Annotated in this window: 20 protein-coding genes, 2 tRNA genes and 1 pseudogene; 7 read left to right on the forward strand and 16 right to left on the reverse strand. The window is 52.5% G+C overall.

All coding sequences use genetic code 11. The annotated features are described in order from the left end of the window. Positions 1–94: 94 nt before the first annotated feature. Positions 95–586 carry a sprT domain-containing protein gene (locus R2K26_RS05385; RefSeq protein WP_316519111.1) on the reverse strand — a complete coding sequence of 164 codons (492 nt, stop codon included), beginning with the start codon at positions 584–586 and terminating at the stop codon, positions 95–97. A gap of 105 nt (positions 587–691) precedes the next feature. Between R2K26_RS05385 and R2K26_RS05390 the strand changes: the two genes are divergently transcribed. Further along, the gene (locus R2K26_RS05390; RefSeq protein ID WP_316519112.1) at positions 692–1,699 is read left to right on the forward strand and encodes a glycosyl hydrolase family 18 protein; all 1,008 of its coding nucleotides are present in this window, start codon (positions 692–694) and stop codon (positions 1,697–1,699) included. Between the two features lie 348 nt (positions 1,700–2,047). Here the strand turns inward: R2K26_RS05390 and R2K26_RS05395 are convergent. The 4 genes and pseudogenes from R2K26_RS05395 to R2K26_RS05410 form a co-directional block, all read right to left on the reverse strand. After that, positions 2,048–2,338 (reverse strand): annotated as a pseudogene (locus R2K26_RS05395) (methyl-accepting chemotaxis protein); the annotation flags it as partial. Positions 2,339–2,907: 569 nt separating this feature from the next. Continuing rightward, positions 2,908–4,413 (reverse strand): serine hydrolase, encoded by a 1,506-nt coding sequence (locus R2K26_RS05400; protein ID WP_316519113.1) that lies wholly within the window; start codon positions 4,411–4,413, stop codon positions 2,908–2,910. A gap of 1 nt (position 4,414) precedes the next feature. After that, the gene (locus R2K26_RS05405; protein WP_316519114.1) at positions 4,415–5,797 is read right to left on the reverse strand and encodes an MFS transporter; all 1,383 of its coding nucleotides are present in this window, start codon (positions 5,795–5,797) and stop codon (positions 4,415–4,417) included. Between the two features lie 131 nt (positions 5,798–5,928). After that, positions 5,929–6,792: an AraC family transcriptional regulator gene (locus R2K26_RS05410; protein ID WP_316519115.1), complete on the reverse strand. Its 864-nt coding sequence runs from the start codon at positions 6,790–6,792 to the stop codon at positions 5,929–5,931. A 124-nt stretch (positions 6,793–6,916) separates the two neighbouring features. Here R2K26_RS05410 and R2K26_RS05415 point away from each other — a divergent pair, with 124 nt between their 5' ends. Further along, positions 6,917–7,222: a hypothetical protein gene (locus tag R2K26_RS05415; RefSeq protein ID WP_316519116.1), complete on the forward strand. Its 306-nt coding sequence runs from the start codon at positions 6,917–6,919 to the stop codon at positions 7,220–7,222. 68 nt (positions 7,223–7,290) lie between these two features. On the opposite strand, the gene R2K26_RS05420 is transcribed toward R2K26_RS05415, so the two are convergent. Then, positions 7,291–7,374, reverse strand: a tRNA-Leu gene (locus R2K26_RS05420). Positions 7,375–7,539: 165 nt separating this feature from the next. Here R2K26_RS05420 and R2K26_RS05425 point away from each other — a divergent pair. Beyond that, the gene (locus R2K26_RS05425; protein ID WP_316519117.1) at positions 7,540–8,073 is read left to right on the forward strand and encodes a methylated-DNA--[protein]-cysteine S-methyltransferase; all 534 of its coding nucleotides are present in this window, start codon (positions 7,540–7,542) and stop codon (positions 8,071–8,073) included. Between the two features lie 125 nt (positions 8,074–8,198). Here R2K26_RS05425 and R2K26_RS05430 read toward each other — a convergent pair. The 8 genes from R2K26_RS05430 to R2K26_RS05465 all read right to left on the reverse strand — a co-directional run bounded on the left by R2K26_RS05430 (position 8,199) and on the right by R2K26_RS05465 (position 15,776). Further along, positions 8,199–8,282 (reverse strand) — tRNA-Leu (locus R2K26_RS05430). A gap of 114 nt (positions 8,283–8,396) precedes the next feature. Continuing rightward, on the reverse strand, positions 8,397–8,870 hold the full coding sequence (locus R2K26_RS05435; RefSeq protein WP_118497182.1) for a molybdopterin-guanine dinucleotide biosynthesis protein MobB: 474 nt from the start codon (positions 8,868–8,870) through the stop codon (positions 8,397–8,399). A 125-nt stretch (positions 8,871–8,995) separates the two neighbouring features. Further along, positions 8,996–9,853: an aldo/keto reductase gene (locus tag R2K26_RS05440; RefSeq protein ID WP_316519118.1), complete on the reverse strand. Its 858-nt coding sequence runs from the start codon at positions 9,851–9,853 to the stop codon at positions 8,996–8,998. Positions 9,854–10,037: 184 nt separating this feature from the next. Further along, positions 10,038–10,499: a pyruvate formate lyase family protein gene (locus R2K26_RS05445; protein ID WP_316519119.1), complete on the reverse strand. Its 462-nt coding sequence runs from the start codon at positions 10,497–10,499 to the stop codon at positions 10,038–10,040. A 45-nt stretch (positions 10,500–10,544) separates the two neighbouring features. Next, complete coding sequence (locus tag R2K26_RS05450) at positions 10,545–11,873, reverse strand: carboxylesterase family protein (RefSeq protein ID WP_316519120.1); 1,329 nt, start codon at positions 11,871–11,873, stop codon at positions 10,545–10,547. A gap of 82 nt (positions 11,874–11,955) precedes the next feature. Further along, positions 11,956–14,202, reverse strand: a complete 2,247-nt coding sequence (locus R2K26_RS05455; RefSeq protein WP_316519121.1) for a glycoside hydrolase family 3 C-terminal domain-containing protein — start codon at positions 14,200–14,202, stop codon at positions 11,956–11,958. A 136-nt stretch (positions 14,203–14,338) separates the two neighbouring features. After that, the gene (locus R2K26_RS05460; RefSeq protein WP_316519122.1) at positions 14,339–15,148 is read right to left on the reverse strand and encodes an amidohydrolase family protein; all 810 of its coding nucleotides are present in this window, start codon (positions 15,146–15,148) and stop codon (positions 14,339–14,341) included. Beyond that, on the reverse strand, positions 15,135–15,776 hold the full coding sequence (locus R2K26_RS05465) for an epoxyqueuosine reductase QueH (RefSeq protein WP_316519123.1): 642 nt from the start codon (positions 15,774–15,776) through the stop codon (positions 15,135–15,137). Before R2K26_RS05465 ends, R2K26_RS05460 begins: the two co-directional genes overlap by 14 nt. Before the next feature lie 183 nt (positions 15,777–15,959). On the opposite strand from R2K26_RS05465, the gene R2K26_RS05470 reads away from it, so the two are divergent. Next, positions 15,960–16,433, forward strand: a complete 474-nt coding sequence (locus tag R2K26_RS05470) for a divergent PAP2 family protein (protein WP_316519124.1) — start codon at positions 15,960–15,962, stop codon at positions 16,431–16,433. A 142-nt stretch (positions 16,434–16,575) separates the two neighbouring features. Here R2K26_RS05470 and R2K26_RS05475 read toward each other — a convergent pair whose 3' ends face one another. Together R2K26_RS05475 and R2K26_RS05480 are read right to left on the reverse strand one after the other, a co-directional pair. Next, a complete protein-coding gene (locus R2K26_RS05475) occupies positions 16,576–16,881 on the reverse strand; it encodes a DUF4368 domain-containing protein (RefSeq protein WP_316519125.1) in 306 nt (101 codons plus the stop codon). 132 nt (positions 16,882–17,013) lie between these two features. Next, positions 17,014–17,139, reverse strand: coding sequence for a hypothetical protein (locus tag R2K26_RS05480; protein WP_316519126.1), 126 nt, complete (start codon positions 17,137–17,139; stop codon positions 17,014–17,016). A gap of 12 nt (positions 17,140–17,151) precedes the next feature. Here R2K26_RS05480 and R2K26_RS05485 point away from each other — a divergent pair, with 12 nt between their 5' ends. The 3 genes from R2K26_RS05485 to R2K26_RS05495 all read left to right on the forward strand — a co-directional run bounded on the left by R2K26_RS05485 (position 17,152) and on the right by R2K26_RS05495 (position 20,768). Next, a complete protein-coding gene (locus R2K26_RS05485; protein WP_316519127.1) occupies positions 17,152–17,889 on the forward strand; it encodes a TetR/AcrR family transcriptional regulator in 738 nt (245 codons plus the stop codon). Between the two features lie 87 nt (positions 17,890–17,976). Continuing rightward, positions 17,977–20,139: an ATP-binding cassette domain-containing protein gene (locus R2K26_RS05490; RefSeq protein WP_316519128.1), complete on the forward strand. Its 2,163-nt coding sequence runs from the start codon at positions 17,977–17,979 to the stop codon at positions 20,137–20,139. A gap of 53 nt (positions 20,140–20,192) precedes the next feature. Beyond that, on the forward strand, positions 20,193–20,768 hold the full coding sequence (locus R2K26_RS05495; protein WP_316519129.1) for an MptD family putative ECF transporter S component: 576 nt from the start codon (positions 20,193–20,195) through the stop codon (positions 20,766–20,768). Positions 20,769–20,781 lie beyond the last annotated feature (13 nt).

The raw sequence follows: 20,781 nt of genomic DNA on the forward strand, positions 1-20,781 counted from the left end.
TCCCTTTTGCTATCCCCCATTGATTTGCAAAACCCGCACTCTGTGCCTTTAACGGTACAGAATGCGGGTTTCTTTTAATTTATTTGAATCGTCATCAGAACAGACGAATGATCTTGCCGCCGCAGCCGCAATGGTACCGCTCCGGGTGCTGCACCACTGCCGTGAGTTTCATGCGCGGAAACTGCCTTTTGCATTTTGTACATTGCAGCATATATTTCACCGGTTTCTCCTCGTACTCCACAAGTGCTTCCTTCGTCGTTGCCGTAATGCAGTAGCTATACGCGTTGTTCATCTTACCTGCGTATGTCTTCCAAAGGAGCTTGTGATTCATGCAGCGCGGGCACGTGTGCAAAAGCTCATGCGCTAAAACGCTGCGCACACAATTCTCGTCCTTGTCCTCCAAATACGCAGAGACCTCGATTCGATATTCATATTTTTCGCCATGTAATCGCATACAGCGACCGTAGCGCTTTTTTGCGCGCGTGTTGATCTGCACCTCCGGCTCGATGTTGCCCGAGACCGGGATACCCAGCACACGCACTTCTTCGTAGATTTCTTTCATCAATGCGTTATAATCATACTTCATAAAGTTTCCTCGCTTTTCTTTATTTTACTACTATCTACTACGAAAGAAAAGTGGTATAATTAAAAAGGAAAATCGTTTTCCTATCAATTTTTCGGAGGAATTTTCATGAAGTATTATTCGATCGGCTACGCCGTCAACGACGGTTTGCCGGAAGTTACACGCGAAGACGTGCAGAAGCTCACCCACATGAACCTTGCGTTCGGTCTCATCAGCGAAAACGGTCTTTTGGATCTGCACCAGATGACACATCTCGATCTCATTCCGCAGTTCCGCGATTGGAACCCCGCTCTGCGCGTGGTGCTTTCCGTCGGTGGCTGGGGCGCGGGCGGCTTCTCCCTCATGTCCCGTACCGAAGAAGGCCGCCGCGCATTTGCGGAGTCCTGCCGCAAAGCCGTGGAGGAGTATCACCTCGATGGCATCGATATCGACTGGGAATACCCATGCAGCGACCAAGCCGAGATTGACTGTGACTCGAGCGATAAACAGAACTACACAAAGCTCCTGCAAGCTCTGCGCGACGCCCTTGGCATGAACCGCATTGTCTCCACCGCTGTCGGCGCAGGTGATTATTTCCCGGAAAACACCGAAATGGACAAGGTCGCCGAGATTGTCGATTACGTGCAGCTCATGACCTACGACATGCGCAACGGCTTCACGCATCAGGCCGGCCACCACGCCTCCCTCAGTGCCAGCCGCGGCGATACGAGCAATACGAACACGCGCTACATCGTCGAGCTGTTCTACAACGCCGGTGTGCCGTACAATAAGCTCGTCGTCGGTGCAGCGTTCTACTGCCGCCACTACACGGGCGCCGCAAACGTCAACAACGGCCTCCTGCAGGAAGCCAGTGCCGGTATGTACGGCCCAAACTACGACGGTCTCACCGAGGAGTTCCGCCGCAAGCATAACTACACGGAATATTGGGACGAGGACGCTGAAGCCGCATATCTCTGGAACGGCGAAACGTTCATCAGCTTCGAATCCCCCGAAGCCATCCGCCGCAAGTGTGAGTACGTCAAGGAAAAAGGCATGCTCGGCGTCATGTACTGGGAGCACAGCGCCGACCACACCCGTGAGCTGCTCACTGTCATCGCAAAAACACTGAATATCTAAATTCTAACGGAAAAGGAGCCTGCGCGCATGAAAACCGCGTTCAGGCTCCCTTTTTTAACGATAAAAACGGGAATGTCTCCGATTTTTTGTAAAGTAAAAGCCCATCGGAAATTCCGATAGGTCTTTTGGCGTGGCAGGGGCAGAAGGATTCGAACCCTCGGCACGTGGTTTTGGAGTGGATGTGGAAAAAGCATTAACGGGCATACAACAGCCGGTTTTCCGCGCCCCTTATTTTAAAGGTAGCCACCAGGTTTTTCAGCATCTCCGCCTAGCCGGACAGCTCTTCGCTGGCTGCGGCGCTGCGCTGGGCGTTATCCGCGTTGCTGTCCACCACGCTTGAGATCTGCTCTATGCCATGGCAATCTCTGCGGCGCCCTCCGCCTGGCGGCTGGTGTTTTCAGCAATACTGTCGATGAGCCCACTCATCTCGTCAGCATGGGTAACCACTGCTAACATGGACTCCGAAGTCTCCTGCGTGGCCCTGGTCCCCTCATCTATAGAGCCAACGGTTTCACCCAGCAGGACCGTTGTTTCCCGGACAGCCTCCGCAGACCGGCTGGCAAGAGAACGCACCTCTTCCGCTACCACGGCAAAGCCCTTGCCGGCTTCACCGGCCCTGGCTGCCTCTAGGGAGCCATCCGTCAGGGCCACGTACAGCCCGGCGGGGTAGGCTTCGTTCTGGTCCACTGTGTGCTTGATGTATGCCTCCAACTCCGGGATGTCCATATCTCCGTATTCGATGGTATCCCGCTGTGTTTACAGCATTGTAAGGGTCCTTTTCATCCACGCGCTGGTCTCTTGGATAGTCTTACCTGTAGTGGCTTGAAGCAGCTCTTCACTTTTTGTCAAGAGTGCGTCAGACACTCTGGAATAGACTACCACAAGCAGCGCCGACACTGCCAGGACAACACTAATAACAATTGCCGAAACAAGCTTAGCCGTTATCCCCTTGGCCTTGCTGACCTTTTTTCGCAACTCGCTTTTCTTGCATACCCTTATTCTCTCCTATCTTTCCCGCAGACTGCTGGGACAAAAATCACCTTGCCATATTCAATTTTGTGTATACACTTTTTGTGGAAAAAATCAACTGCTTTTCGGGCACCGTGATAAAGAAAGCGTGAGCAGCAAGCTATAGCATAAAACCGCAGCAGTGGAGAAGTTATCAAAAAAGCAGGCAGCGCTTTTCACGCTGCCTGCTCGAAGCAAGATTACTTTTGCGTTTCCCCGACGAACACCCTGTCCCGGAAGCACACGTTCCGGTCGCTGGTGGCGCCAAAGAGCTGGAACATCCCTTTCACCCCGTCGGTGACCCACAGGAAGAGCTTCTCCCCATCGAATTGGAATTTCCAGGTCTGGTAATGGCCTGTTTCCCGCCAGCAGACTGTGAGCAGCAGGGTATCCTGGTCCACCCAGGTGTGGTGGGCAGAGTAGGACCAGGCCCGGGAGCGCTGTTCCGGCCCCCGCAGGGGGCTGTTGCTGGGGATCTCAATGGCAAAGGTCGTCTCCCCGTGCCGATCCGTTACGCAGGAGCTCTCCAGAGACTGGATGCCGTCCACGGCAATGGCCAGCCGACTGTTTGCCAGCTGCAGCCGAAGCCGGTGCTGCTCCTGGCTGTCCACTGATTTTAAGAGGTATGTCTTGTCCTGCAGCAAGGCCTGCAAATAGGAGGAGCTTGGCTCATACACAGCAGGGGCTTCCCATTGGCAGAGTACCTTTTGCAAATGCTCATAGGCCCAAGCATCCCGCCCCTTTTGGGGATCTGTCAAGTTCGCAAGCAGGTATTGTTCCACCAGAGGGAAGACCCGGGTACCGTCGATTTCTTCCGCTGTGGTGACGATGACCATGTCCTTTTGTGGAAACACCATAATATACTGACCAAAAGCGCCGTCCGCCCGGTAGCTGCCGGGGCTGTTTTCCCAGATCTGATAGCCGTACCGCTGGCCCCAGCCGGCGCAGCCCTGTCCCAGGGTGGGGACGTGAGGAGCGGTGGCCTCATCAATCCACTCTTCCGAAAGGAGCCGCTGGCCATTCCATAGGCCCTTGTTCAGGTAGAGTACGCCCACCTTGCACAGATCCCTGGGGGCGATAAGCAATCCCCAAGCACCGGTGTTTACTTTGCCGTTGACGTCCCAGCTCACGTCGGTGATTCCCAGGGGTTCAAAGAGCTTCTCCTGCAACCACTGAAACAGGCTCTTACCCGTTGTCCGGCTGATGACCTCCGAGAGCATATAGGTGCCGCCGGAGTTGTACACAAAATGTTCCCCCGGCGCGTAAGCCATTTTCCGGGTGAAGAAGATTTCCGGCCAAGGGGTGCCCTCGCTGTTGCACATATCCCCTACGGTGTCCCGTTCATGGCCGGTACTCATGGTCAGCACGTCCCGCAGGGTGATCTCCCTTGCTCGGGGGTCCATGTCTAGGTCTTTGCATTCCGGGAAATAGTCCAGCAGCGGATCGTTCACATTCACAAGACCCTCCTGCACGGCGAATCCAATGGCTGTGGAGGTGAAGGTCTTGCTCACCGAGTACACCAGCCGCTTATCGCTGGCCCGGAAGGGATAGCGGGCGGCCTCCACCACGGCTTTCCCGTGGCGGATGATGTGGAGCGTGCGCAGCTTGTAGTGGATCTTGTCACACTCCTGCAGGAAGTTCGCGACGGCGATAGAGGAAATGCCCACGTCCTCCGGTAAGTAGAAACGGTCGAATAAGTCTGCCAAGTTATTCCGCCCCTTCCTTTCTCATGTTGGCCACCTCTTTGTCGGCATCCATCCGGCTGCTGAACAGCACCAGCAAAATACTGCACACCAGGGGGATTACGGCGTAGCCCACAGTCTCCATCACACGGGTGAAGGAGGACTGGGCCAGGCCTGCGTTGGCCGCTTCGCCGCTGTAGCCGCCAATGGCCAGCACAGCCGCCACGCCCACGCTGCCCAGGAGCATTCCAAACCGCATGCCGAATTGGGCGATGCTGGTGGAAAGGCCGGAGAGGTCGGTTTTGTTTTTTAAGTTGATGTAGTCAGCCACATCGGCGGTAGCGGTGCCCAGCAGCACACCAAAGAAAGCGCTGCCAATGCCATACACCGCATTGCCAATCAAGACGAAGACCAAGTTGGGGACGATCATCAAGGCGTAGCCCACCACCTGGAACATGGAACCCAGCACAAGCACCTTTCGCTTGCCCAGCTTGGCATTGGCAATAGGTACAATGCCAAACAGGCAGCAGAGGATACCAGGCACCAGCTTTGCATAGCTGATCTGGGTCATGTAGCCGGCATCGCCCAGTACGTCTCGCAGGAAGTAGATGGCCATAGAGCCGAAAATCATACCGGCAAAGTTGTAAGTGAGGAACATACCAAACAGCGGGAGGGCGTATTTGCAGCCAAAGACATACTTCAGCTGGGTTTTGACGGGCAAGGAGGGGCGCTTCCGGGCCGCGCTGAGCTGCTGGGCGGCTTCGGCCCACACCTCCGGGGTCTCTCGGCAGATAATGCCGGTGAGGAAGGGCAGGATAAAGCCAATGGAGCAGAAAATCAGGCTCAGACCGAAGTAGCCTTTTTCATAGCCGCCAAAATACATAAGCACCGGCACGCCGTAGGCACTAACGATCAAGTTGGAGATCTGTCCCAAAAGGCCGCCCAAGTTAGTGACCTTTGCTCGTTCCACAGAGTTGGAAGTTATCTTGATGAGCAGGGTGGCGGTGGCGACACTGATAACGGCGCCGAACACAGCTACATGGAGCAGGTAGTTTACAAACACCCAGATCATCCGCCCGGTGGGGCTGAAGCTGGTAGGGGTGTTAAAGATCAGGAACACGGGCAGGGCCACAAAAAAAGCGGTGCCCAGGATCCAGGGGCGGGCCTTACCTATCTTGGTGTGAGTCATGTCAATGAGGAAGCCGCTCAGGCCTTCTGTAACGGCGTTGATGATCCGGGCAGCGGTCATCATGGCGGTGATGAAGCCCATGGAAAGCAGCAGGTTGTCCGTCAAATAGATGGTGAGGAAGCCGCCCATAATGCCGGCAATGCAGCTGGATCCGCAGCCGTTGAGGGCAAAGCCGATCATTTGCGACACAGGGAGCTTATCTTGTTTCTTTTCTGTCATTTTTTCAATCCTCCAAGTCGAAGAAATGCGGCAGGCGGTGCGCGCACTCCGCTTGCAGCTATACTATTAGAATACCACGGGGAGAGTTGAGAAAATATGGCGGAATTGACTGCTCTTTAGGGAGAAATTGACTAATCTTGCCGAAAAAATGGATTTTGGGTAATTTCTTTTCGATAATTTCGAGGGGTACAGCCATAGTATTTTCGGAAACATTGGATAAAGCTGCCTTCATCGGCAAAGCCCGTTTCCAGGGCGATTTCCGAGATTTTTTTGGATGTCTGAGCGAGCAGCTGCTCTGCCTGAAGAACCCGGTATTTGGCTAGGTATTGGGAGAAAGTGGCTCCCGTATACTTTTTGAAAAAGCGGCAGAAATACTCTTTCGAGAAGAAAAACTGCTGCGCCATCTGGGCGGTGTTCAGGGGCTCGCTGTAATGGTCATGAATGTAAGTCAGGATCCCCTCCAGCTTTCGAAAGGGCTCCTGAGAGGTGCTGTCTTTGGCCCGGTCCCGTTCCTGGCAGCACTGGGTGAGCAGGACATAGACAATCTCGCAGATCTGCCGGAGGACAAGCACTGACAGGAAGGGAGTATCCTCCTGCTCATACCACTCGTTAAGCGCAAGGATCAGGGATTGAATTTTCGTATTAGCCTCCTCTGTGAGGACGAAATAGCATGTATCGAAATTGGGGATCAGGCTTTTTAAGAAGGAGTAGCTGATTTGCAGTGTGATGCCGGTGATGGCAAAGCCGTCTGTGGCGAAATAGGGGATGGAGGAGTGGACCTCCCGGCTATTGACCAGCACAATGTGCTGAGGTGTCACATCTTCCACCCGGCCGTTGATAAAAAAGCGCGAGGAGCCTTCAAAAGCTGTATTGATCTCCAATTCCGGATGCCAATGGCTTTTGACAATTTGGCTTCCCGGCCTGGTGTGCCGGATGATGAAGCCCGGGACAGCTCCGTATATCTCCACTTTTTCAAAAATGCCGTGGTCGGGCATGGGAATCAGCTCCTTCCTGTGTTTGTTAATTATACCGGAATCCGTCGAATGATGCAAAATGCTGCAGAGAGTTTTTGACAAGCCAGCATAAGGGAGAGATGTTGCTTTTCAGAATGTCCGCTTTATGGCTGCCAATTTTCCTGTGCCATTTGCCATCTCCAAGGGTATTCCTTCAAAAAGGTATAAACTATTATTAAACATTATAGCACAAATCCCGTCGATTTACAAGGTTTTGCTGTCACTTTTCCGCGACATCTCTGTGCTTTTCCGTATTCAAATCCCGTCGGGTGCTGTTTTGCCAACTTCTTTGCTGCGCAAAGAAACGCGAAAAGTAACACGCCAATTTCACTACCTAAAAGCAAAAAACAGGGGCTGGCGCGGCCTCAATGACCGTTCCAACCCCTGTTTCAGCGGTATTTTCCTATATTGAGGGCTATTTTGCCCCGAAAAGCATGAAAAAACCTCTCTTGTCTTGGTAAACAAAAGAGGTTTCTTTCGTGGTGCGCGAGACGGGACTTGAACCCGTACGTCATAAACACACGCCCCTCAAACGTGCCTGTCTGCCAATTCCAGCACTCGCGCTCAACAATATGTATTATAGCATAAGCCGCGCTGTTTGTCAACTGTTATTTCTCAAAACGCAAAAACATGTCCGTTTTTTGCATTTTACCGCAAAAGGCTGGCGAAAAGGGTCAAAACATGCTATACTGCATGTAACATGTAACAGGAACGCGGGAGGAAAACACGATGACGTACACAAAACACTATACGTCGCCGCTTGGCGTGATCTTGCTTGCGGCAGATGACGCGGGGCTTACGGGGCTGTGGTTTGAGGGCAGCAAGTATTTTGCGGCGGAGTTGCCGAAGGCGCACATAGAACAGGACACACCCGTTTTGCTCGAAGCTATACAGTGGCTCGACGTATATTTTGTCGAAAAAGAACCGAATTTCACGCCGCCGTTACACCTCATCGGCTCGGATTTTCGGCAGGCGGTTTGGAACATCCTGCTCTCTATCCCCTACGGCCGGACGATGACCTACGGCCAGATTGCAAAGCAGCTTGCAAAAAACACCGGGATAGACAAAATGTCCGCACAGGCGGTTGGCGGTGCGGTCGGGCACAATCCGATCTCGATCATCGTCCCCTGCCACCGCGTTGTTGGCACAAACGGCAGCCTGACCGGCTACGCCGGCGGCCTTGATAAGAAAATCGCGCTGCTGGAGCTTGAAAAAGCCGACACCGAAAGATTTTTCCGCCCGAAAAAGGGTACGGCGCTGTAACACGCCCTTGCACTAGAATAAACGAAAAGGTCTTCCGTTAGGATTGCGGGAGACCTTTTTGCTATAAAAACCAAGCTAAACGTAAAATAAAAGACCCATCGGAAATTCCGATGGGTCTTTTGGCGTGGTGCGCGAGACGGGACTTGAACCCGTACGTCATAAACACACGCCCCTCAAACGTGCCTGTCTGCCAATTCCAGCACTCGCGCTCAACAAGTGATATTATAGCAACAAACAGGCAAATTGTCAAGACTATTTTAAAAGAAACTTGAATTTTTGGTTACAGTTCAGCCTTGCGGCTGAAACAACACATTTAACACCGGCTAGAAAATAGCCGGTGTTCCTATAAAGATCTGTTTGATGTTCTCCATTAGATTCATTTTACGCCGTTTTAAGGTTTCTACGATGCTTAGGATTCGGCAATACATCTCCTTCCCCTGTTTCTTACGGAATCCGCCTGCCATTTTTTGACGGTTCTTTACTTTCCTCAGATCCCGTTCTGATATATTATTATCAAATGGTACCTCAGAACGCTTTATGAACAGCAAATGGTTTTCACGGTATTTTTCCAGACGGTTTAACAGAGCCTCTTCCTGCTTCGCGTATTTATAAAACACTGCCGTCCCAAAGGCTCCGGCTTTCATATGCCTGTAGGTATCCGTCCCCGGCACATCCCCTTCAAATTCATGCCCGTCGTGCTTGACAGTGGCAACCTTCAAGCCATAGTCGGTCAAAACAGGCAGCAAGCGAGTGATCAGGGTGGTTTTTCCGGCATTTACAACCTTGTTTTTACACATTTTCCGATCACCCTGAGATAACCGAAAAAGACCTGGCATACCAGACTTGGAAATTCCGGTACGGCAGGTCTTCTTATCTTTTTATCCAATCAGTTTCCTGGATGGTCGATGCCCTTTTAACCATCTCAGAATTTTGCATTGTCCGGATCAGAGCCTGTCCGGCCTACGCATTCCAGCTTATCTATCGCTGCCACGTCCTCCTGGGATATCTGAAAATCAAAAAGCTGCAGATTCTCCTTAATCCTCACAGGGGTAACGGATTTGGGCAGAGGAAGATGTCCTTTCTGCAGGCACCACCGCAGACAGATCTGGGCTGTGGATCGGCCGTATTTCTGTCCAAACTCCTTCAGCTTTGGATCTTCCAAAAGCTTTCCGGAACCAAGGGGACTCCACGCCTCCACCAGGATGTCATGCTCTTTGCAGAAGGCCGCCGTTTCCGGCTGCATCCAGCCGGGATGGAACTCAATCTGGTCTACCATAGGAATGACCTGTGCTGTTTTCAGCAGCGCCTCCATATGCACCGGGAGAAAATTGCTTACACCGATGGCCCGTACATACCCTTTTTCCAACAGATATTCAAAGGCCTTCCAGGTCTCCCGGTTTACCTCCTGGTAGGTATCCCTGAAAGCCAGGGGACGGGGCCAATGGATCAGGTACAGATCCAGATAATCCAGGGCCAGCCTTTTTAAGGAGGCATCAAAGGCTTTCAGGGTTTCCTCATAGCCTCTCACATCGTTCCATAGCTTGCTGGTCACAAACAGCTTTTCTCTCGGCACTCCCGACATGCGGATTCCGGCTCCCACCCCAATCTCGTTGTGATATACCGCCGCCGTATCTATATGGGTGTATCCTGCCTCTATGGCGTGCATTACCGCATCTGCCGCTGTCTCTCCGTCCGGCATCTGCCATGTGCCGAAGCCCACCTGAGGGATCTCCACTTTGTTATGCAACTGAAATGTTCCGTTTTCGTGTATATTTTCCATTATATTTTCTCTCCTTTCTTTACCTGTTACGTCTCTGTCCTTTCCCGTCTAATACATCATTGCATTAATCTCGAAGTAAATATTGCTTGATATCCGTGTCAGCTGTGCGTCTGCGAATCGACGGCGCAGCGGTGCCTGCGTCTAGCTCCGCAGGCGGGCAGAGGATGCGGATAGCGAGTACTATTTACTCGAGAGAATCCGTAGACAGCTTCAGATAAGAATTCAGAGCCGCCATGGGGCCTGATACATCCCTGGACAGAACCGGAGACATGTTAGCGGCAATGGGATCCTTAGACATACGGCCGTCTGCGGAGGCTCCTATCCGCTTTCCGATGTTCACAATCCAGGAAAATGTAGCGATACACGGGGAAAAGATAAGATCGCCATACCGGCTGTTGTATGCCTCTACCCGTTCCACAAAATAGTTTACCATCTCGCAGGCCAGATTGCCAGCTTCTTTTTGTCCGTTTCCGAATTTCGCCCCTTCATTTATCATCTTCATCTGCAGAACCTGATTTCCCTCCCAGTTATTTTTCAGGATCTCCACCAGCTGCGGCAGTGTCACCATCTCTTTTTCAAATACGAATTTCTCAATGGCTGCCATGGCATCCGCCGCATTGGAAACTCCCTCGGGTTTCAGCCGCAAGGCTGAACTGTAACAATTTTTGTAAAAAACCGGATTTGCGTCGGTTTAATCCTCAACGATGATGGCGTTTTCTTCTTTGACTTCTTCCGCAAGCAGCATGCGCACGGGGTGCTCGGCAGTATACGGTTGCCATGTGGGCAAGCCCTCCCCATTCGGGTCGCCGGTCTTTGCGAAGTTTGCCCAGTAGGAGGACATTGCAGCTTCAAGCGTATAGTCGCACGGTTCCCACGGGCGCCAGCATCTGTTCATCGTGTGGAAAACATACCACAACTCGGACGAATGGAACGCACCTGCGTTGTCGCCCGGCAACTGACGGTTGAAGAAATAGATGTAGCTCGGGCATCTGCCGAGTTTATTCTGGTTCTTCGCCCAGCGCACGGCGCTCTTTTCGAGAATTCTCTCGCCCGCTGCGATGTCGCCGCCGGTGCAGCCGATCATGTAATCGATGTCATGCGCATTGCCGGAAAGCGCCACTTCGTCTACGGAAGCCTTCAGCAGCACGTTATCAACAACGGGCTGCCACGCAAGACCGCTTGGGGACTGGATGGTATACTGCACCTCAGCAATTTTTTCTGCCGGGACAGCGCGCATCTCTTCGATGTTTTTCGCGCCGAGCTTTTCCATCAGCTCTTTGGAGGACTTCACGCGCATTTCAACGGAAACGTCGTGCGAAAGGCCGCCGAGGCCGCCTGCGCTCTGCAAAACAGCGCGCTTAATCTTGCCGCGCGTCAAATCGGACGAAATAAGCGTCTGCACGCTCATGCAGCCTGCGGACTGGCCCGCCGCCGTGATGCAGTCCGGGTCGCCACCGAACGCTGCAATATTCTCGTATACCCAGTCGATCGCTGCAACTTGATCGTAAATACCGTAGTTGCCGCTGATGCCCTCGGGGTTTTCGGCATCGAGCTCCGGGTGTGCAAAGAAGCCGAGTGCGCCGACACGGTAGTTGATGGAGACAAACACCACGCCGTTTTTCGCAAACTGCTCGCCGTCGAACTCCTTTTCCGCGCCGCTGCCGTGCGTGAACGCACCGCCGTGAATCCAGAAGAACACGGGCAACTTATCGCCCGGCTGCGCAGATGCAGGCGTCCAGATGTTCAGATACAGGCAGTCTTCGCTCTGCTTTAGGTTTTCATCACTGTAAAACTCCTTGCCGTAGAGATCCATTTTGGACAGGTCAGATTGCGGCGCTTTGGCAGAGAACTCCAGTGCGGGGCGCACACCCTCCCACTTTGCGTGCGGTTGCGGACGCTTCCAGCGCAGCTCGCCGACCGGCGGTGCAGCATACGGCACGCCCTTGAAGATCACGCTTTGTTTATCATCGGAAAACGCACCTTCGAGTGCGCCTTCTTTGACGGTTACGATCGTATTCATTGAAACTTCCTCCCAGGGATAAAATTCACGGCAACGTCGCGGATAAATTTTTGCGGTGCTGTCGGTGGTTTATAAATTTAATTTATGCGTTAAGCTGCTTCAGGAGCATCTCCCCTGCGCCGGCGGGCACAGTGTCGCCGCCGAACGACAACAGCGCACGCAGCGGCATTTCCGCCATCATACGCGCCATGGCCTCGCCCATGCCGATGTCGTCCGCATCTGCCTGTGCAAGCGGGTTCTGTGCCATCATCTTGCCGAGAATCTCGCGGCCGACGGGGCTTTCCATAATCTCTTCAATCGTGGAATTCATTGTGTAGACGCGCTTAATCTGCGTAGTAGAGGTGACGTTCACCGTCGCGGTGCAGGCGATGTCGCGGCTGGATTTTGCCGCCATAATCGTGTAGTCGCCGGACTCGACGTACCAATCGGAAATATCGGTGCGGTAGTACGCGAACGCACGCTTTGCGAGCGTAAAGGTGATGGCCTTCTCCTCACCCGGCTCGAGTTCGATCTTTTCAAAGCCGCGCAGCTCTTTCACGGGACGAATGGTATGGCTTTCGGGCTTTGCTACATACAGCTGTACGACCTCTTTGCCCTTCACCTTGCCGGTGTTGCGGACGTTGACGGAGACGGTCAGCGTATCGGTATCGTTCATTTCGGCCTTATCAAGCGTTAAATCGCTGTATTCAAATGTCGTATAGCTGAGACCGTAGCCGAACGGGAACAACACGTCCATGTTCTTTTTGTCGTAGTAGCGGTAACCGACAAATACACCCTCGCGATACTCGGTCTTATTCTGCTCATCGCCGAAGAAATAGAGGTACGAGGGGTTATCCTCCAGACGGCGCGGGAACGTTTCCGCGAGTTTGCCGGAAGGGTTCACATCGCCGAACAGCAGGTCGAGCGTCGCGGTGCCGACGGCTTCACCGCCGAGGTATGCGTACAGCACACCGCGCACGTCATCAATCCACGGCATGGTGATGCAGCCACCACACATGACGACAACGACGGTGTTCTTCTGCACCTCGGAAACAGCTTTGACGAGTGCTTCGTGGTTTCTCGGCATCGAAAGCGTGCGGCGATCCATGCCCTCGGACTCCATGGCGTCCGTGATGCCGACGAATACAACGGCAATATCGGCGTTCTTTGCGGCCTCCTGCGCTTCCTCGAGGAGCGCTTCGTCGGACTCTGCGGTGTTCGTATCGTAGCCGGGCGCGTAGGTGACATCGAGCCCCTTTGCAGCCTCGAGCGCGCTTGTGACCTTATAGGAGTTCACATGCGAGCTGCCGCCGCCCTGAAAACGCGGAGTCTCCGCAAACTTGCCGATGAACGCAAGTTTCTGGCTGCGCTTTAATGGCAGAATACCATCATTTTTGAGCAGAACCATAGACTCATCTGCAATCTTGCGCGCTTCTTCGTGGTCGGCTTCAAAATCGATCTTCGTTTCGGGCTGCTTATTTTCGGTGTATTTGAGAACAATGTTCAAAATGCGCTCCACAGCGGTATCGAGCACCTTGATATCGAGCGTGCCGTTGTTGACCGCGTCAACGATCTGCTTGTCGTTTGCGGCGTTTTTGCCGGGCATTTCAAGCTCCATGCCGGCTTCAAGGCACTTTACGCGGTCTGCGGTGGTCGCGCCCCAGTCGCTCATCACGTAGCCGTCAAAGCCCCACTCGTCGCGGAGAATATCGGTCAGCAAACGCTTGTTTTCAGCGGCGAACGTACCGTTGATGCGGTTATACGAGCACATAATCGTCCACGGCTTCGAGTCCTTTACGGCGGTCTCGAACGCAGAAAGGTAGATTTCGCGCAGGGTGCGTTCATCAACGACGCTGTCGCTGGACATGCGGTTATATTCCTGACTGTTGGCGGCGAAATGCTTCACGCTGACGCCGACATTCTGGCTCTGCACGCCGTTTATGTAGTTTTTGGCAAGCTCGCCGGTGAGGTACGGGTCTTCGGAAAGATACTCAAAATTGCGGCCACCGAGCGGAGAACGCTTGATGTTGATGGCCGGGCCGAGCAGAACAGAAAGGTCCTCCGCCTGGCAGGCGCGGCCAAGCACTTCACCGGAGCAGCGGAACAGCTCGCGGTCGAATGAGCACGCCATGCAGGAGCCTGTGGGGTAGCTGGTGGCGGGCACGCTGGCGTTGAGGCCGAGGTGGTCGGCGGTGTCAGACTGCTTACGGATGCCGCACGGGCCGTCCGAGACCATGACGGATTCAATGCCGAGGCGCTGCGGAGTATCGAGATGCCAGAAGTCTTTACCGGAGCAAAGCGCGGCTTTCTCTTCCAGCGTCATTTGAGAAATGATCGATTTCACATCCATACAAACAACTCCTATGACTGATTTGAGTTCAGTATAGCACACTTTCTCGAAAATTTCCATAGACAATTCAGAAATTTTGTTGACTTTATTGGTAGAAAGATATTATAAAAGCCGATACGATTACATCGGCTTTTCATCACAATTTGAATAGTTTTTCAAAATTATCATAAAGCATTTTCCGGTTCTCTTCCTCCCCGTAGGCGAGTGCGAAAAAGCGTTCGAGCTCCTTTTCGTGCGTCCACATGGGGAAATCCGTGCCGAACATGACTTTATCCATACCGAAATGCTCAATGCTTTTCCTTGCTTCGTCCGGGCTCAACACAAACAGCGAGCTGCTGGTATCGACCCACACGTTCGCGCCTTTTAGGCACGCTTTGGCTTCATCCCAGCGCCGGTAACCACCGAGATGCGCGGCGATGCACTTTAATTCCGGCAGCTTTTCGAGCACATTCGCAAGCTTCTTCGGCGCAGAGAGCTCGCTTCTGGCGTCACCCATGTGAAATAAAATCGGCAGATCGCGCGCCATGCAGGCTTTGTAGACCGGCAGCATTTTTTCGTCATCGATGGCAAAGCCTTGAAAATCCGAGTGCAGCTTGATGCCGTGCAGGCCGAGCGCCTGAATTTCATTGAGCTCTTTTTCGACGTCCTCAATGTCCCGGTGCCATGCGCCAAGGCCGACGAACTTCGGGTATTTTTCGCATTTGGCCGCGATGAAACGATTGATGGAGCCAACCTGCTCCACTTTTGTCGCAACGGAGCAGACGAGAAATTTATCGAATCCTACGGCAGTGCCTTCTTCGTTTAAAACGTGCGGCAGACCGACCTTCGCCATAGGAAGATCATAAAAACGGCCAACGTTTTCGGTCGCCTTTTCCGCAATCTTGCCGGGGTAAATGTGGGCGTGCGCGTCGGCGGCACGGTACAAAACGCCGTTATGCTTCACCATGCGCCTTCGCCTCCCTTTCTTTTTTCGAGAACACACAGCCACAGAAATCCTGCCGATATAGGTTATAGTCTGCCGAAAGCTGAATGGAGCGCTTATAGCCCTCCTGTTTTTTGAAATCGGACGGCAAGTGCGGCACGCCGTATTCTTCTGCAAGCGATTCGCCGATCTCGTTTAACTTCTGCGCGTTTTTCAGCGGGCTGATGGACAGCGTTGTCGTGAAAAAATCAAAATGATGCCCTGCGGCATACTTTGCTGCTGCTTCCATGCGCAGCTTGTAGCACGCAAAACAGCGCTCGCCGCCCTCCGGGATGTGCTCAAGCCCGCGCACGGCGGTGAAGAATTCTTCCGGCACGTAAGGCAGATCGACAAGCGCTACTTCCTTGGTGCATGGCATTTCGGAGATAAGCCGCTTTAACTCTGCTTCCCTTTTTTGATACTCTGCCTCCGGATAGATATTGGGATTATAAAACAGCACGGTAATTTTAAAATGCGCTGTAAGCTTCTCCAAAACGGCGCTGGAGCACGGCGCACAGCACGCGTGCAAGAGCAAAGTCGGCCGCTTTTCCTCGTGCGTAAAGGTTTCGATGAGTGTATTCAGTTCTTTTGCGTAGTTTCTTTTATTAGCCATGGTCTTATTTTAGCACCGAAGCCTCGTTTTCGCAAGATATGTGTACTCTTTATCACAAATTTCTTACAAATCCGCCGTGTGAATTGACAATATTGCCGTTTCGCGGTAAACTATATATATCAAATTGTGCTCATACGGCGCATTTCGGTGTTTGTGTGCCGTTTTACAGAAAGGTTTCGTGACATGTTCGATTTTTCTATATTGATTTCCAACCCGCTCATCAACGTCGCTGTTGTTTCGTGGTGTGCGGCACAAATCTTAAAGACCAGCATCCATCTTTTTAAACACGGTGAATTTAAGAAAGAGCGTCTCTCCGGCGCAGGCGGCATGCCAAGCTCCCACTCGGCGGTAACGTGCTCGGTGCTGCTGACCTCTTACCTTATCTACGGCTTTTCCTCCCCGATCTTCGCCATGGCGTTCGTGCTGGCACTCATCGTCATGTACGACGCGACCGGCGTACGCTGGGCGGCGGGTCTGCACGCGAAGGCCATCAACTACATTGTGGAATATTTAGGCGATGAGAACACCAAGGACAAAGACCAACTGAAAGAAATGATCCCGAAGCTGAACGAATCGCTTGGCCACCGCATGATCGAGGTGGTGTGCGGCGCGCTGCTCGGCTTTACAATCTCGCTCATCGGGTACTTCTGCTTCTAAAATTCAATTTGCATGAAAAAACGCTGCACGGAGCTTAGCCATGGGCTAATAAGGCAGTATTTAAGGAATTATGGTGTAATCCCGATAAAGGGGGGGTTACACCTTTTCTTTATTTAAGCGGATTTTTCCGCTTTTTTCTGTTTTACTCTTTCCATTGTATTAATAAGCTGCTGCTCTGTTGGGATGTCAAATAACCCGACTGCCGTAAAAAAATATCCACTTTAACATTATTATGAGAATGTTTCTTCTCATCGTTGTAAATTTCAATACGCTCAATAAGTTTGTTTACAACGGTCGGAGTAAGCTGTTTCATCTCTGTAAATTCCATAAGCCCTTGATAGAGCATCTTCATATCAACAGTTTGCTTTTGAAGTTCAATGAGAGCTTTTTCATTTTCCTCAACCTCTGATATAAGTCGCTTTTGCTCAGCTTCGTATTCATTTGCCATACGGGAATAACGCTCATCGGATAACTTACCGAGAATATTATCCTCATAAATTCTTGAGAATTTGGAATAATCTGATAATCATCTTGATATTTCTCAATTTTTTTATGCACTTTGTAACTGACTGTTGTACTCTTACCGTTTACGGTACAGAAGGCTTTCCATTTCCTGAAAACCGGGACGGTTAAATGTTGTTCCGCTGATACCGTCATCAACAAAGAATTGCGGATGTAAATATCCGTTTTTCTTTGCATAAGTCATAAGAATTTCCTTTTGAGACGAGATTTGTCAAGGTATGTTTTTGTAAAGAAGTGTGCAATTTGCATTGACAAGCAGCAAAAAGAACGCTATAATAATGTCGTTATCGATTATGCCGTTATCGTAATGTGGGGAGGTCAACACATGGCCAATAGGGATCATTCCCTGGATGATGGGATCATTCAGGCTGCTTATTCGGAATTTCTTGCTTACGGCTTTCAGAAAGCCTCTCTGCATAAAATCGCTGAAAAGGCCGGCGTCACAACGGGGGCGATCTACACAAGACACAAGAATAAAGACGCGTTGTTTGCCAGTCTGCTTCAGGATTTTTTTGAGACGATGAATGCCTTGTTTGCGCCCATCGCTGAAGAATACGAAAAAGCAAAGTGCAGTGCACAGCCGGAGGATATCCTTCGCGCCATCAACGCCGAGGAACAAGTATATTTTCGGCTGCTGACCGAACATCGTGACGACTGCACTTTATTTTTCTGCCGCAGCGATGGCAGCTCCATGGAAACCGTGCTGCATGAACTGATGAACCGTAAAGCGGAACAAACGGTGGAATTCTTTTCGCATATCTATGGGAAAGCGCCAAATGCTGATGCGATCCGCCTTCTGATGGGCTCACAGTTCTGGTACTTCCGCCAGCTGCTGGATCAGCATATGGAGGAAGGCAGAATGCTTACCTGCTTACAGGCAGTCCTTGATTTCACCAACGCTGGCTGGCGGCAGCTATGCGATACCTTGCAATAAATCCGAAAAGTTGATTCGGACGGTCGATCCGTCCGTTTCTTACGGCTGTTGGTTAGAGATGGCTAACTAATAAGAAAAGAGTTTGCGATGATAGATTTTGAATTTGAATTCCAATATGCGGAGGCAAAGCTGCCCATCCTCCGGCAGGTCGGCGGCGGCATCCCGGCGGGACGCTGCGTGGTGCTTTGCGGAGGCAGCGGATGCGGAAAATCCACGCTGCTGCGGTGCATCAACGGACTGATACCGCAGTTATATGAGGGAGAGCTAAAAGGCTTCTGCCGCCTGAACGGGCAGGACACCGCCGGGCTGCGTATCGGCGAGATCGGCGAGCTGGCAGCATCGGTATTTCAGGATCCGCGAAGTCAATTTTTTACCGTGAACAGTTCCAATGAAGTGGCCTTCGGCCTTGAAAATCACGGTCTGCCGCAAGATAAAATCCGTCAGCGGGTGGAGGATGCCTTCCGGATCTTTCATCTGGAGCGGCTGAAGGACCGCAATGTCTACGAGCTGTCCAGCGGCGAGCGACAGCTCATCTCCATCTTGTCCGCGTGGGCAATGGACACAGATATTTTTCTGCTGGACGAGCCCACGGCCAATCTGGACTTTACAGCCACGCAGCAGTTAAAAGAGATTCTGCTTGCCCTGAAAAGGCAGGGCAAAACGCTGCTGCTCAGTGAGCACCGGCTCTACTATCTTGCCGACATTGCCGATGAATATTGGGTCATGGCAGACGGCGAGATCAAAGGAAAATACACTGCCGCAGAGGCAAAGGCGTTCTCAGTGGAGCGGAGACAAACACTTTCTCTGCGCACGTTCGACCTTGCGGAGATCACCGTGCCGGAGAAAGAGCCGCTGCCGAAAACTGCGCCGACGGCGCTTGCCGTCTCAGAGGTCCGCTATACATACGGCAGGAAGGCCGGAGATACCCTCTCCGGTGTCAGTTTTTCCGTCCTTGAGCATGAGATCGTCGGCCTTGTGGGCGCAAACGGCTGCGGCAAAACGACCATCGGCAAGCTGATTGCAGGGCTTTACCGCCCCTCCGGCGGCAGGATAATGCTTTTCGAAAAGCCGCAAAATCCAAAGCAGCTGCAAAAACAAGTGCTGTTCATCCTTCAGGAGGCGGAGTTCCAGTTCTTCACAGGCTCCGTCCTGCACGAACTGCAATACGGCCATGCGGTGACACCGGAGTTTGAAGCAAAAACGGAAGCACTGCTGAAAAGTATGGATATGTGGGACTGCCGCGACCGGCATCCCTTTTCCCTCTCCGGCGGGCAGATGCAGCGTCTGACGCTGATGACGGCGTATCTATCCGACAAGCCAATCGTCATACTGGACGAGCCGACAGCAGGACAGGACGCGGAAAGTCTGGAGCGGTGCGCGGCGCTGATTCGGGAGATGCGGAAGGAAAAGACTGTTCTCATCATCACCCACGACCTTGAACTGATTGCAGATGCCTGCGACTACTGCATCGGGCTGTCGGATGGACATGCAGAGGCAGAATTTCCCGTTCATTCGGAACGAGATTTGCAAGCGGTACGGCAATATATGGAGCGCTTCCATCCTTCCGATGCTCCTGCGAAAAAACAGCATAAAGAACGATTTCACCCGGCAACGAAGCTGCTTTACTGGCAGGCCCTGCTGGTCGTGATCTCCACATCCAACAACCACTTAGTTTATGCCGTATATACGGCACTGATCCTGCTGACCGCAGCGGACGGCTGGTTCGGAACGGCGCTGGCAGGCGGCATAAGCTTTGGGGTGCTGTGGGCGGCTAACGCCATGCTGCCGGGCACGGTGTTTTCCTTTATGTTAGTGCTGTTCCCGCGTATCATTGCCGTTGGCATTTCCATGCGGACGATGATTGGACGAAATGAAGCCAGCCGTACCCTGGCGGCGCTGCGTAATCTGCACCTGCCGGAACGGCTCATTATGATCGTCGCTGTAATCTTCCGCTTCTTCCCCGTTCTGTCGGGAGACATGAAGCTGCTGCGGCAGTCCATCCGCACGCGGGGCGCATTTGCAACACCGCTTCAGAAGCTGCGTGCGCTGCCATCCTATATCGAAATACTGACCGTGCCGATGGCTTTGCGCGTTATCCGCATCGCCGAGACGCTGTCCGCCTCCGCCGAAACACGGGGCATCGACTTAACCCGCCGCAAAAGCAACTATCTGTCGCTTCGGTTCTCTGCGTGGGATGTTGTGTTCTGCGTCCTGCTGGCAGCATCGATCGCCGCCGGCCTTATTCTGTGATCGCCGTCCTTGCGACGTTCAACCATATTCCATTCAAAAAGGAGTCTTTAACCATGAGTACTGTAACCGCCAACAAGCTGAAAATCAAAGACATCATTACCGTTGTCCTGCTGGCCCTGATCAATGTGGTCATTTTCTTCGCCAGCTCCGTCCTGTACGCAACGCCCATTACCATCATTCTGATGCCGGTGTTTTTCGCCCTGCTGGAGGGCATCGTCTACTTCATCATCGGCACGAAGGTGAAAAAGCCCGGTGCGATCCTGATTTACAGTATCGTCCGCGCCATTATGGGCGGATATCTGCCGTACATCATCCTCTTTATTCTCTCCGGTGTCATTGCCGAGCTGCTGCTGTGGAAGATGGGCTACGGCAATGCGAAGGCGCTGACCATCAGCTATGTCATCAATCAGGTGCTGGCCGCATTCGGCAGCACTATCATTCCCTACGCCATCGCAGCCAAAGCTATGGCGGATCAGATGGTCACTGATGGCCGTCAGGACACCATTCTTGCCGCATCCGAGATGCTGCAGTCCTGGGTGTCTGTGGCGCTGGTGGCCGGTGTGATCGTGGCGGCCTTTATCGGCGTAATGATTGGCAAGCGGATCGTGAAAAAGCATCTTGCTGCGTAATACAGTCGAAAGG

It is taken from the genome of Neglectibacter sp. CSJ-5 (genome assembly GCF_032490475.1).
Taxonomy (GTDB): domain Bacteria; phylum Bacillota; class Clostridia; order Oscillospirales; family Acutalibacteraceae; genus Hominenteromicrobium; species Hominenteromicrobium mulieris.

Coding starts and splice junctions, on each gene's coding strand:
- R2K26_RS05385 (WP_316519111.1), bottom strand. CDS start 586: ATGAAGTATGATTATAACGCATTGATGAAAGAAATCTACGAAGAAGTG.
- R2K26_RS05390 (WP_316519112.1), top strand. CDS start 692: ATGAAGTATTATTCGATCGGCTACGCCGTCAACGACGGTTTGCCGGAA.
- R2K26_RS05405 (WP_316519114.1), bottom strand. CDS start 5,797: ATGACAGAAAAGAAACAAGATAAGCTCCCTGTGTCGCAAATGATCGGC.
- R2K26_RS05410 (WP_316519115.1), bottom strand. CDS start 6,792: ATGCCCGACCACGGCATTTTTGAAAAAGTGGAGATATACGGAGCTGTC.
- R2K26_RS05415 (WP_316519116.1), top strand. CDS start 6,917: ATGGCTGCCAATTTTCCTGTGCCATTTGCCATCTCCAAGGGTATTCCT.
- R2K26_RS05425 (WP_316519117.1), top strand. CDS start 7,540: ATGACGTACACAAAACACTATACGTCGCCGCTTGGCGTGATCTTGCTT.
- R2K26_RS05435 (WP_118497182.1), bottom strand. CDS start 8,870: ATGTGTAAAAACAAGGTTGTAAATGCCGGAAAAACCACCCTGATCACT.
- R2K26_RS05440 (WP_316519118.1), bottom strand. CDS start 9,853: ATGGAAAATATACACGAAAACGGAACATTTCAGTTGCATAACAAAGTG.
- R2K26_RS05450 (WP_316519120.1), bottom strand. CDS start 11,873: ATGAATACGATCGTAACCGTCAAAGAAGGCGCACTCGAAGGTGCGTTT.
- R2K26_RS05455 (WP_316519121.1), bottom strand. CDS start 14,202: ATGGATGTGAAATCGATCATTTCTCAAATGACGCTGGAAGAGAAAGCC.
- R2K26_RS05460 (WP_316519122.1), bottom strand. CDS start 15,148: ATGGTGAAGCATAACGGCGTTTTGTACCGTGCCGCCGACGCGCACGCC.
- R2K26_RS05465 (WP_316519123.1), bottom strand. CDS start 15,776: ATGGCTAATAAAAGAAACTACGCAAAAGAACTGAATACACTCATCGAA.
- R2K26_RS05470 (WP_316519124.1), top strand. CDS start 15,960: ATGTTCGATTTTTCTATATTGATTTCCAACCCGCTCATCAACGTCGCT.
- R2K26_RS05475 (WP_316519125.1), bottom strand. CDS start 16,881: ATGGCAAATGAATACGAAGCTGAGCAAAAGCGACTTATATCAGAGGTT.
- R2K26_RS05480 (WP_316519126.1), bottom strand. CDS start 17,139: ATGACTTATGCAAAGAAAAACGGATATTTACATCCGCAATTCTTTGTT.
- R2K26_RS05490 (WP_316519128.1), top strand. CDS start 17,977: ATGATAGATTTTGAATTTGAATTCCAATATGCGGAGGCAAAGCTGCCC.
- R2K26_RS05495 (WP_316519129.1), top strand. CDS start 20,193: ATGAGTACTGTAACCGCCAACAAGCTGAAAATCAAAGACATCATTACC.